Consider the following 12,187-nt stretch of genomic DNA (forward strand, 5'->3'; position numbering starts at 1 on the left):
TGACAATGTCGGGCTGAAAGCCCAGCTCAATCCCTCCTCACATATTCCTCATTTTTGTAACAGCCTATCAAGTAAGTGCAGGATAGTCTTATGCGGACAAAGCATAAGTTTGTAGTTAAAACTCTAATTAAAGAATCAAATTGCTTTATCTTAAAAAGCTTTGATTCAAAATAATAGCTGCACTAAATATGAAAACGATACCCTCATTACCGAAACCCTTTAAGGGAATTGTTCCCCCTATGATCACTCCATTATTGGATGATGATACATTAGATGTGGAAGGCTTGGAACGTCTGATCAACCATATCATTGATGGGGGCGTTCACGGGTTGTTTATCCTTGGTACCACTGGAGAATCTACCAGTTTGTCTTACAAAATCAGACATGAACTGGTGGAGCGGACTTGTGAAATTGTAGATGGCAGGGTTCCTGTTTTGGTGGGTATTACCGATACCGCTGCAACCGAGAGTTTGCGATTGGCCAATACTGCTGCTGAAGCTGGTGCTGCGGCTGTTGTAGCTGCGCCGCCTTATTATTTTAGCCTTGGCCAACCCGAATTGATCGAGTATTATGAGTATTTGGTGGAAAGGCTTCCTTTGCCTTTGTTCCTGTATAATATGCCTTCCCATACCAAAATAGTCATTGAGCCGGATACGGTGAAAACCTTGTCAAAACATGAAAAAATTGTTGGCCTGAAAGACAGCTCAGCCAACAATGCTTATTTCAACAAGGTACTCTATAAAATGAAAGACCGGTCTGATTTCTCTCTCTTTGTGGGGCCCGAAGAAATCATGGCCGAAACGGTACTTTTGGGTGCCCATGGCGGTGTCAATGGCGGTGCCAATATGTTCCCGGAATTGTACGTGAAGTTGTATGAGGCGGCAGAAAACGGGCATGTGGAAACTGTAAAAGCCCTGCATGACCAGGTATTGGAGATTTCTACCAGGCTTTACGCTCTGGGTAAATTTGGCTCCAGCTACCTCAAGGGAATTAAATGTGCCTTAAGTGTATTAGGGATCTGCAGTGATTATATGGCTTCTCCGCTTCATCATTTTCGCAAAGAAGAAAGGGAAAAAATAGCCGAAAACCTGGAAGATATCAAAGTGAAGATTCAGGAATTAGGGCTAAAGGCACAGGATTAGTAAATAATCGTTTTTAGGGAATGTTTGGAATGAAAGCCTAAAAGGGAAGGCCAAACCAATGTTAATTCTGAAAATAGAGCCAATTAAGGCTTTGGCCCAAAGAGGAATGCCGAAAGTGATTGTGCCGGGAATCTGCCCCCGCAAATCTGACACAATTTCTGATATTCCAATTCCCCAATTACAAACAAACAATTAATCAAATAACCAAGAGCACATGCAACTACCCATTATAGACCTGGTCATTTTTTTCCTTTATATGTTGGGCATCCTGTTTTTTGGTGCATCATTTTATTTTAAAAAAGGACGGACAACGGATGATTACATGGTGGGAGGTAGAAAATTGCCCACCTGGGCCATTGGTATGTCCATCTTTGCCACCTTTGTCAGTAGCATTAGCTTTTTGGCTTTGCCCGGAAATGCCTATCTGAGCAATTGGAACAGTTTTGTTTTTAGCCTTTCCATTCCTATTGCAGCGTTGGTGGCCGTAAAATTCTTTGTACCGCTTTACCGGGGTGTCCAAAGTGAATCAGCTTATTATTACCTGGAAACAAGGTTTGGATCCTGGGCTAGGGGCTATGCCTCCATCTGTTATCTGCTGACCCAATTGGCCAGGATGGGGACGATTTTGTATTTGCTGGCTTTGCCTATGAATGCCCTTTTGGGCTGGGATATCGGCACCATCATCATTGTTACAGGGATTTCGGTGATCATTTATGCATCCATGGGAGGGATTGAAGCCGTAGTTTGGACAGATGCGATTCAGGGAATTGTATTGATATCCGGGGCATTGATCTGTTTGGGCTTAGTTATGTTTTCCATGCCTGAGGGGCCCATGCAAGTGATAGAAATTGGTGCCCAACAGGATAAATTTAGCCTGGGAAGTTTTGGAGTGAGTTTGACTGAAGCCACTTTCTGGGTGATTTTGATTTATGGGCTTTTTATTAACCTTCAGAATTTTGGAGTTGACCAAAATTATGTTCAGCGGTATATGAGTGCCCGGACGGAAAAGGAAGCGATCAAATCTACTTGGTTTGGCAGTATGTTATATGTGCCTGTATCCTTGCTGTTTTTCTTTATCGGAACGGCACTGTTTGCTTATTACCAGGTAAATCCAGATTTATTGCCTGCTTCGCTTCGATCAGCAGATGCCGCGGACAAGATATTTCCCTTCTTCATTGTTAATGGTTTACCCAAAGGAATGACCGGTCTTTTGATTGCCTCCATTTTTGCGGCAGGCATGAGTACCATTTCTACCAGCCTGAATAGCTCGGCAACTGTGATTTTGACAGACCACTACAAAAAATACATTAATAAAAATGCTGATACCAAAGCCAGTTTTAAAGTTTTAGGCGTTGCTGCTGTGGTTATGGGGTTGATCAGTATTGGGGTTTCCCTGGCCATGACAGAAGTAAAAAGTGCCCTTGATTCCTGGTGGGCGCTATCTTCGGTTTTCAGTGGAGGGGTTTTGGGATTGTTCCTTTTGGGATATTTTTCTAAAAAAGTCCAACAAATGGAGGCCGCCATTGGTGTGGTGGTCGGTATTTTGGTCATTGCTTGGATGAGTTTGACCCCCATCGTTCTAACGGATGGAAAATGGGTGGATTTCAAAAACACCATGCATACCAACCTGACCATTGTGATCGGGACATTGGTGATATTTCTGACAGGGTTTTTATTGTCATTATTGTTTAATAAAAAGAAAAAAAAGCAAGAAAAAGAAAAAGTTCTTAATTGATATGGAAGCAAAATTATTATCCAGAAATACCAAAGCAACTACAGGGAAACCTGTAATCGGGGTGTTCGCGCCTTGTGATCCACGGATCGACCAAGCAAGCCGGGAGAGAAGTACCAATATCATCAAACATGCCGCCAGCCAATTGGCCGGAAAAATCCAACTTCCAGATGGCAATCAAGCTGAAGTGGTTTATTCTGATATCCTTATTGATGCAGAAGCACAGGCAGATCAGGTGGCCAAGCAATTTAAAGAAGTTGGGGTTAATATTTTGGTTTGTGTACCAGATACCTGGTCATTTCCGCAATTGACCACCTTGTCTTTGTTGTCTCATTTTCCTCAGGATATTCCAATCAATTTCACCACTGGAAATAGTGGAACCCGTCCAGGTGTGGTTTATACCCATGCCACTTCAGGAGCGATTGCCCAATACGGCAAGTTGACCCATATCAATGTGGGTAAATGGCCGGATGTAGGCCAAAACCCAGAAATGAGTGCAGATACTGTGGAAGCCTTGGTGGATTGGTGTTATGCTGCGGCCACTTTCCAAGGTTTAAAAGGCAAAAGGGTGGTGGTCTTTGGCCATGATTCTATGGGTATGGAAACTGCATTACCCCATGTTTTGGAAACCAGAAATCAATTTGGTTTAGAGGTAACCAGACTGGATATGAAGCTTTTGGCAGATATGCTGAAAAAGGAAAGCTATGATAAAGATGAATTGAAGCGTTTAAGAAAATGGTTGAATGGCCATGCGGGTGAGCGAATCGAATTGCCTGATTCAGCAAAGGATAGTGAATTATTGGATCAAAGCTTGGCTCTTTACCTTATTGTTCGGGATTTGATGAAAGAAATCGATGCCGTAGGCGGTGGTTTTATGAGCCAATTAGAATGGGGATCTGATGACAGAGGGATTCAGCTTCCGGTAGCCGATATCATGGAGTCACTTTTCAATAGCTCTTTTGACCATAATGGGCCAAAACCTGTAGTTCCTTTTGCAACTGAGGCGGATGTTCAGGCTTTATTGACTCAATTATTTATGACCTGGCTTTCCGGTGGAAACCCTCCATTGTTTATGGATTTTAGAAAAGCCTGGGACAAAGAGGATGCCAAAGCATTGGCGGAGCAGAATGATTATGTCATCAAAGGCCATGAAAAATGGTTGGAGAAAGGTTTTGTGGATGGAGTGAATTCAGGTTCTGCTTCCTTTAATTGGGCCGCCAAGCCAGGGACAGGGGAAAAAGAAATCATGTCCAAAATCTCTTTTCCTAAAGCGGTGGATTATTTCTATTATTTAGGTAATTCCGTTCATTTTGTTTCCCCGGGGGAAATAAAAGGTGTAGCAGCAAGATTGGCTTATAGTTCTTTATCTGGCATGTTCTCCATGATCTGGGATGAAGCGGAAACAATTTCCCTGCCCGAAGCCATGACCAAGGAAGTTTGTGAAGGAGCCAACCCTACCTGGCCACATACTTTTGTGGTACCCAAATATGCTACCATGATGGAGTACAAGCAATATGCTCCGGCCAACCATTTCCACATGACCTGGGATTTGAAACCAGCCAGATTGCAATTTTGGATGGATTTTGCCAATGTTCTTTCCGTAACTCCCTGGCACAAAAGGCCACAGTTTATTGAAGGAGAAGACAGACCATTGCCTTTGCTTTATTTACTCAATGGAGGGGAAGATGCCACCAAAAAGCTGAAAGCTGGGAAAAGATAGATAATAGTTTTTAGATGTAAGACTTGAGATTTTAGAGCGCTTAGGTTAGGCCTAGGCACTCTATGGTCCCTGAGGGGAGCCGAAGGGACCGGAATAATATTTTTTCAATGCAAGTGTCGTCAATTTTAGTAGGGTTTTATTGACGGCACTGCTTTTTTCTTGAATTTGATTTTTTTAATCAGCAAAGTGCAGGAAAGTTGGGTAGGAATATCTTATTACTTTATTCCATATCCATTTTTAACCCAAAATTAACCATGCGATTAGCTATTAAATTCAACAAAATATTCCTGACTTCTTTTTGTTTAGCGCAACTGTATTTCCTTACTGGGAATTCAGTAGTTGGTCAAACTTCTGTACCGCAATGGGATTTATTTGAATTGATCCTTGAGGGGCCGGAAGGTGGAAATCCTTTTATTGGAACAGAATTCGGCGCGGTTTTTTATAATGATAACGATTCACTTTGGACGGAGGGGTTTTATGATGGTAATGGAGAATACAAGATCCGATTTATGCCGGAAGAGCAGGGAGAATGGACTTATAAAACTTTCAGCAACAAACCTTCTTTGGATGGAAAAGAAGGAAAATTAATTTGTACGGAAGCCAAAAGAGGAACCCATGGACCTGTAATGGTTCGGGATCAATATCATTTTCAATATCCAGATGGAACTCCTTTTTACCCTTTTGGTACCACTGTTTATGAATGGCCATTTCAATCCATGGAATCCCAGTTAAAAACTTTGGAAACCTTAAAATCTTCACCTTTTAATAAGGTGCGGTTTTTGGCAGTTCCTCCCTATAAGGAAAGGTACATTGAAGAGGGGAAATTAAAAATAGAAGAATTTCCATTTGAAGGGACCTCCAGGGAAAACTGGGACTTTTCGCGCTTTAATCCTGAATATTTTAAAAAACTTGATCAATGTGTAAAGTGGCTTTATGAAAATGGAATACAAGCAGACCTGATTCTTTTTAGACCCTACGATGATGGACGATGGGGCTTTGATGAAATGGATCAGGAAACCAACAAACGTTTTGTCTCCTATATGATGGCTCGTTATGCTGCATTTTCCAACATTTGGTGGAGTTTGGCCAATGAAAATAGTTTTATGAAAAGTCTGACTGATGAGGAATGGGATGAATTGTTTCAGTTGGTGGAAGAAAAAGATTCTTATGGCCATCTCCGGTCCATACACAATGCAGGAAATATTTATGATTATGGAAAACCTTGGGTGAGCCATATTAGCTTACAATATTATAATGCCGTGAGAGTTCCCGGCGTAAGTCCTTTACTGAGGGATTTGTTCCGGAAACCAGTTGTCCATGATGAAATCAATTATGAGGGAAATATTACCAGAAGATGGGGAAGGATTTCTGCCGAAGAACTTACTTTTCGTTTTTGGAATGCATACATCGGGGGAGGATATGCGACTCATGGTGAATCTTATAAGAAGAACCCCTGGATTTCTACAGGTGGAAAACTGATAGGGGAAAGCCCTGAAAGGATTGCCTTTTTAAAATCGTTGGTGCAAGAAAGTCCGGTGGATTGGAATCCTGTTGATCAGTATTATGAATTGAATCTTACTGGAAAAGGAGGGGAGTTTTATATGTTTTATTTCGGAAAGGAAAGCCCATCCTCTTGGAAGGTGATTTTGCCCAAAAGAGGCCTAGAAGAAGGGGATCGGTTTAAAGTCGAAATTATAGATACCTGGAATATGACCATAGACCCGGTTGAAGGAATTTTTGAAATGGTTCCTTTAGAGGGAGATGGCTATAAGTTCAGAGATAAAGATGGAAGGGAAATCCAACTTCCTGGAAAACCCTATTTAGCTTTAAGAATTAAAAAAGTAGCAGAAAAGCCTTTTTATCCATAAAAAGGCTTTTAGAATTAATTGAAGCTTCTTTGTTTAAACTATTGAATGTCAATAATGGTAAAGGGTGATTTTCCGCAGGATAGCACAGGACAGATGTCTTTCCCGATTAAATTAATTTGAAACTTATTCTGTAAACTGATTGAACAATTTTCCTTGAATGGAAGGAAACAATCTAAGATAACCATGATTAGAAACAATAATGTTTTTGTGATTTTGATGGCTGGCTTGCTTTTGGCCACCGCTTGTACTCCCAATAAGGCAGAGAAAAAGGAGGAATCTTATTTTCCTTTGGACAGCTTAATGACCAGGGACCAGGTGGGTGCTGATAACTTGCCAGAGGAGATAGCTCCGGTAGATGCACCTTTCGATATGCCGGAATTTAAAAAACCTGAATTCCCCGATCGTACGGTAAGCATTGTGGATTATGGAGCTAAGCAAGGGGTGATATCCACAGCATCCATCCAAAAAGCCATTGACGAGGTAAGCGCCCAGGGAGGTGGTAAAGTGGTGGTTCCTGAAGGAAAATGGAAATCCGGAAGAATCAGTTTGAAGAGCAATGTTAATTTCCATATTTCCGAAGGTGCTGAACTTTATTTTAGTGGTCAATTGGAAGATTTCCGGCCAGCGGTATTTACCCGACATGAGGGGGTAGAAGTAATGTCCTTGGGTGCATGTATTTATGCATATCAGCAGGATAATATAGCATTGACAGGAAAGGGTACTTTGTATGGTCCTGAGGAAGGACCTGTGAAGGACCAAATGATGACGGAGGATGTTACAGAGAAATTTGTTCCCATCGAAAAACCGGTTGAGGAAAGGGTTTATGAAGGCTACAATGGGGAATCTATCTTTTTGCCCATGTTTGTCAGCCCAACCGAATGTACCAATGTTTATATAGAAGGGATTACCCTGGAGCGTACAGCCTTTTGGAATATTGTACCGGTTTATTGTGATGGAGTGATCATTCGTGGGGTAACCGTAAATTCTGTTGGGATCCCTCGTGGAGATGGAATTGACATTGAATCCTCTAGAAATGTTTTGATAGAGTATTCTACCCTTAATAATGGGGATGATTGCTTTACCATGAAGGCAGGTAGAGGTAAGGATGGAATCCGTGTCAACAAGCCTACCGAAAATATTGTAGTCCGCTATTGCCTGGCCAAACAAGGACATGGTGGAATTACCGTTGGGAGTGAAACTGCCGGGAAAATTAAGAATCTTTACATCCATGATTGTGTATTTGACAATACCGGTGTGGGGATTCGTTTCAAAACCCGTCGTCCAAGAGGTGGAGGCGGTGAAAACCTATATTATGAAAGATTAAGAATGAACCTGGAAATGACAGCATTCCGTTGGGATTTGCTTGGCCAGGAATTGTATGTGGGTGATTTGGCCAAAAGAATGCCTCCCCGTGAAGTCAATGAATTGACACCTAAGTTTAAAGATATTCATATCAAGGACATATTGGTAAATACTGCTTCGACCTTTGTAAATATTAATGGTATTCCAGAATCCCCATTAGAAAATCTGGTAATGGAAAATGTTGAGGTAAAAGATTGCCGCAGGTTTTTCAATGCCGATGATGCAAAAAACCTCACTTTCCGGCATGTCAAAGTAAGCAGCCAGGACAGCCTGATGAAATTTTTGGATGCCCGCGATATCCTGTTTGAGGATGTTCAGTTTGACGTTCCAGGGGGGGGCATTTATGCTCAAACTAAAGGTGAACAGACCAAAAATATTCAGTTCGAAAATACTACCCCGGCCCATCCCAAAAATTGGAAAGATGGAAGTTACAGCGGGGAGTCTGATGCAAAATAATTGATAAACAGAGTCCGGTTAATTAGGACCGAAATATGGAATAAACCGTCATTGTCCCATGGGGACGCCTATGGAGCGAATCCTTTTGCGATTGGTGTAGTGTGAGGAAAGGGTGTTGCAATCTTCATGGAGACTGCCACGACTTTTTCCCCACAACCTCCCAATAAGCCTCGCAGTGACGATTTTAGATTCGAACTAAGGTTGATAATTCCAAATGAAATAATTCCTGCATTCGGACAACCTATTTAATAGCCAAACCCAAAATATGAAACTCCAATCGTTATTTCCTTTCTCTGGATTATTTGGAGGAAAAAACCTTCACAAAAGGTTATTAATCTTCAGTTTGTGTTTAGTGGCAATCGCCTGTGGTATTAAACCAACTGCCGAAAAGGTTTCCTGGAATGAAGCGCAACACCAGGAAGATAGTTGGTATGGCAGTCAGGAAGCCCAACGGATTGCTGACAATGTGCTTTTGTACCAGAATCATAATGGAGGATGGGTGAAAAACATTGATATGGCTGCAGAGCTATCTGAGTCCGATAAGAAAGATTTGGCAAAGGAAAAGAGTAATCAAATAGGGACCACTATTGACAATGGTGCCACCCATACCCAAATGAGGTATTTGGCCAAAGTGTTTGATGAAACAAAAAATGATAAATATAAAGAAGCTTTTTTGGATGGTTTGGATTATCTGTTGGAAGCACAGTATGAAAATGGAGGTTGGCCCCAGTTTTACCCCATCAGAGAAGGTTATTATGAACATATAACTTACAATGACGGGGCGATGATTGGGGTAATGCAACTGCTCAAAGACGTGGCAAAAAAGAAACCTCCATATGATTTTGTAGGTGAAAATAAGCGTCAAGCTGCTCAAAAAGCCATCGATAAAGGATTGGAAATCATATTGGAAACCCAGGTTGAGGTGGATGGAGAATTGACTGTTTGGTGCGCCCAGCATGATAAGGACGATTTAAGTCCAGCTAAGGCAAGGGCTTATGAGCTGCCTTCACTTAGTGGAAGCGAAAGTGTTGGCATAGTTCAGTATCTCATGGAATTGGAACAACCAGATGAACGGGTGATTACTGCGGTAGAAAGTGCGGTGGATTGGTTCGAGTCCTCTAAAGTAGAAGGAATTCGCCTGGAAAAAGTAAATGACGAAAACTCTCCAAAAGGATATGATCTGGTAGTTGTAGAGGATCCCGAAGCCAAACCCATTTGGGGACGGTTTTACGAATTAGAAACACAAAGACCAATTTTTGTCGGAAGGGACGGTATTATCAAGTATCACCTATCCGAAATCGAACAAGAAAGGAGAATAGGTTACAGTTTCTTAGGCAATTATGCCGGGAAGTTGTTGGGAAAGGATTATCCCGAATGGAAAGCCAAAATAATTCAATAAAGAATAAAACTTCCATTTCCGGCAAAAAAATGTCATAAACGGGGATTTTGAGAAATCGGCAGGTAAGTACAGGGAAGTTCAGCGGGAGATAGTGATAACTTTGTTAATGTTACTGGGATTGAAATTTGATTCTATTAAAAAACAACAGAAAGAAATTTTCACTTGAGTAACAGCTGAAAAGTATAATGAACCAAGAAAGGTTTAAATCCAAATATTAGGAACAGGAAACCCAAGGGCTATGAACTATGAAACTTTAAATGATGCACAGTTGTGGAAGATGATCGCATCTGATGACAGGGGAGCTTTTGGCTATTGCTTTAAAGTTTATTCCAAGGACTTATTTAAGTATGGCCAAAAATTTACCGGTAGCCGGGAGGTGATTGAAGATGTTATTCAGGATGTGTATTTGGGTATTTGGAATAAAAGAAAAACAACCCAGATCAGTTCATCGCTTAAGTTTTATTTGTTCACCGCATTTAGAAGGGAGATCATCAGAAGGTTGTCTTCTTTTAGAAAACAGGAAAGTATTGACCAATTTTCTTCTGCTTTATTAAAAGAATCTTCCTATTTGGATGGTGTGGTAAAGAAGCAATTTATCAATGAATCCAATGAAAAACTACACAAAGCCATTAACCTGCTGACAGAAAGACAAAGGGAAGCGGTGTATTTGCGTTACTTTGTAGAATTAAATTATGATGAAATAGCAGAATTGATGAATGTTCAGATTCCTTCTTTATATAATTTGATATTTAAATCTATTAAGGTTTTAAAAGATTCAATGACCGAAAAAGTGCAATCGAAGACCAAATGAGAGACTTTTTAGAAAGTCATTACCAAAAATGAAATTTTTTCTTTATTAAATACTTCTTTAATCCATCCATTTTTTGGAAAAGTATTAGGACAACTCTCCCAAAATCCATTTATCATTAATCCAAGTCAGCGGGCCCAATTTGAAAGCCGCTTGAGGAATTAAAAATAACACCATATTCACCCCTTGAAAGATGGCATATTAAGATTGTTTTTTAATTGAAAGCTATTCATTGATACTTCTATTTGACCAGTTCAATCCTACAGGAAGAAAGAATCAATTTTGAAGAAATAGTTTGGAAATTTTATCCAGTTATAAATCCCCCATGCCTTAAAAAAGGGTAGTTCATATTCAAAAAATGCCCAAAAAGGAAAAAAAGATTAAAATTGAGCCTGGAAAATCATCTTTTTTGTATTAAGATCTATTAAAAATTTTACCGATTTATTGCAAGGTTTGTAAATATCGATGGAGATAGTTGAAAAACTATTGAAGTTTCAATTTTTATGAAAAATGGTGATTAGAAATCAGATAATTGGCCCCCTTCTAATTAAAGAACCTGAAATTGAATAATCATTTCAATCATATCGAAGATTTCTTGGAGGATGCTTCCTTTAGACAATGGGTGTTCCGTAAGGAAACATTTCAGGACCAGCAATGGGAAGCTTGGTGTGAAAACCATCCGGAAAAAATGGATATGGTAGAGGCTGCCAAGTCCCTATTGTTGGCGATGGGTGAGCAGGAGCAGGAATGGGAGCCGGAAAGCCAAAATAAGGTTTTTGCAGCCATCAATAATATCATTGATGCCGAGGAAGAAAAACCTGTTGAATCCCATCTGAGAGAAAGGCTAAAGCCTAGGCGGGAATACACCGGATTAAAAATTATGGTGATCCTGGTGGTAGCAGTAGTGGGTTTGGTTGGAATTAATCTTACCGGGATTTTTGAGGAGACCATGAGGGAAGAGGAAAAAATGAGCTGGATTGTAAGAACCGCTCTTCCCGGCGAAAAGAAAAAAGTGCATTTGCCCGATGGCAGTGATGTGATTTTGAATGCCGCTAGTGAAATCCGATACCAGGAGGGTTTTGGTCAAAATAACCGGGAGATCATCCTGAAAGGAGAATCCTACTTTAAAGTAGCCAAAGACAGTTTGCTTCCTTTTAGAGTTCATGGAGGCAACCTAACCACAGAAGCTTTAGGGACAGCATTTAATGTAAGTGCCTATGACGGGGAAACCAGTAAAGTGCAATTGGTGGAAGGAAAAGTAAAAGTGGATCAGGAAAACCAAAAAGCAAGGGCTCAGGAGAGCATGATCCTTAATCCAGGTGAAGCTGTTTTACTTTCCGAAAAAGGATTTGAAAAAGACCATTTTGATACAAATACTGTACTACTCTGGACCAAGGGGACCATTTACTTTGAAGACACACCATTTCCTGAGGTGGTCAAGACTTTAGAGAGGTGGTATGGAGTAAAAATCAAAACTGAGGGACAATTTGGAAAGAATGCCAAAGTGTCCGGGGAGTTTCATAGAGATAATTTGGAAAATGTACTACTGAGTATTGCTTATGCTTTCCAGTTTGATTTTTCCATAGAAAATAAAAACGTAACCATACAATTTAAAAAATCATCAACCCAAATGAAAACATAAATAGACATGGAGTATGGGTGACTGAATAACCTTCGGTCGCCGCAAAACTTTATTTATT

General features: G+C 40.6%; 8 protein-coding genes. All 8 read left to right on the forward strand.

All coding sequences use genetic code 11. The annotated features are described in order from the left end of the window. Window positions 1-188 precede the first annotated feature (188 nt). The 8 genes from QWY93_RS08355 to QWY93_RS08390 all read left to right on the forward strand — a co-directional run bounded on the left by QWY93_RS08355 (window position 189) and on the right by QWY93_RS08390 (window position 12,129). Window positions 189-1,142: a dihydrodipicolinate synthase family protein gene (locus QWY93_RS08355; protein WP_290247739.1), complete on the forward strand. Its 954-nt coding sequence runs from the start codon at window positions 189-191 to the stop codon at window positions 1,140-1,142. Window positions 1,143-1,356: 214 nt separating this feature from the next. Further along, the gene (locus tag QWY93_RS08360) at window positions 1,357-2,877 is read left to right on the forward strand and encodes a sodium:solute symporter family protein (RefSeq protein WP_290247741.1); all 1,521 of its coding nucleotides are present in this window, start codon (window positions 1,357-1,359) and stop codon (window positions 2,875-2,877) included. A 1-nt stretch (window position 2,878) separates the two neighbouring features. Next, window positions 2,879-4,594 (forward strand): hypothetical protein, encoded by a 1,716-nt coding sequence (locus QWY93_RS08365; protein WP_290247742.1) that lies wholly within the window; start codon window positions 2,879-2,881, stop codon window positions 4,592-4,594. Between the two features lie 254 nt (window positions 4,595-4,848). Next, window positions 4,849-6,462, forward strand: a complete 1,614-nt coding sequence (locus QWY93_RS08370) for a DUF5060 domain-containing protein (protein WP_290247743.1) — start codon at window positions 4,849-4,851, stop codon at window positions 6,460-6,462. Between the two features lie 183 nt (window positions 6,463-6,645). Beyond that, complete coding sequence (locus tag QWY93_RS08375; RefSeq protein WP_290247744.1) at window positions 6,646-8,280, forward strand: glycoside hydrolase family 28 protein; 1,635 nt, start codon at window positions 6,646-6,648, stop codon at window positions 8,278-8,280. 265 nt (window positions 8,281-8,545) lie between these two features. After that, on the forward strand, window positions 8,546-9,679 hold the full coding sequence (pelA, locus tag QWY93_RS08380) for a pectate lyase (protein ID WP_290247745.1): 1,134 nt from the start codon (window positions 8,546-8,548) through the stop codon (window positions 9,677-9,679). Window positions 9,680-9,917: 238 nt separating this feature from the next. After that, window positions 9,918-10,490 (forward strand): RNA polymerase sigma factor, encoded by a 573-nt coding sequence (locus tag QWY93_RS08385; protein ID WP_290247746.1) that lies wholly within the window; start codon window positions 9,918-9,920, stop codon window positions 10,488-10,490. 559 nt (window positions 10,491-11,049) lie between these two features. Next, a complete protein-coding gene (locus QWY93_RS08390; protein WP_290247747.1) occupies window positions 11,050-12,129 on the forward strand; it encodes a FecR family protein in 1,080 nt (359 codons plus the stop codon). The last annotated feature ends 58 nt before the right edge of the window (window positions 12,130-12,187 follow it).

The sequence above is a fragment of the Echinicola jeungdonensis genome, assembly GCF_030409905.1.
Taxonomy (GTDB): Bacteria; Bacteroidota; Bacteroidia; order Cytophagales; family Cyclobacteriaceae; genus Echinicola; species Echinicola jeungdonensis.

Excerpts from the sequence above, each read along its gene's own strand:
- pelA (WP_290247745.1), top strand. The coding sequence starts at position 8,546 with ATGAAACTCCAATCGTTATTTCCTTTCTCTGGATTATTTGGAGGAAAA.
- QWY93_RS08375 (WP_290247744.1), top strand. The coding sequence starts at position 6,646 with ATGATTAGAAACAATAATGTTTTTGTGATTTTGATGGCTGGCTTGCTT.
- QWY93_RS08365 (WP_290247742.1), top strand. The coding sequence starts at position 2,879 with ATGGAAGCAAAATTATTATCCAGAAATACCAAAGCAACTACAGGGAAA.
- QWY93_RS08360 (WP_290247741.1), top strand. The coding sequence starts at position 1,357 with ATGCAACTACCCATTATAGACCTGGTCATTTTTTTCCTTTATATGTTG.
- QWY93_RS08385 (WP_290247746.1), top strand. The coding sequence starts at position 9,918 with ATGAACTATGAAACTTTAAATGATGCACAGTTGTGGAAGATGATCGCA.
- QWY93_RS08355 (WP_290247739.1), top strand. The coding sequence starts at position 189 with ATGAAAACGATACCCTCATTACCGAAACCCTTTAAGGGAATTGTTCCC.
- QWY93_RS08370 (WP_290247743.1), top strand. The coding sequence starts at position 4,849 with ATGCGATTAGCTATTAAATTCAACAAAATATTCCTGACTTCTTTTTGT.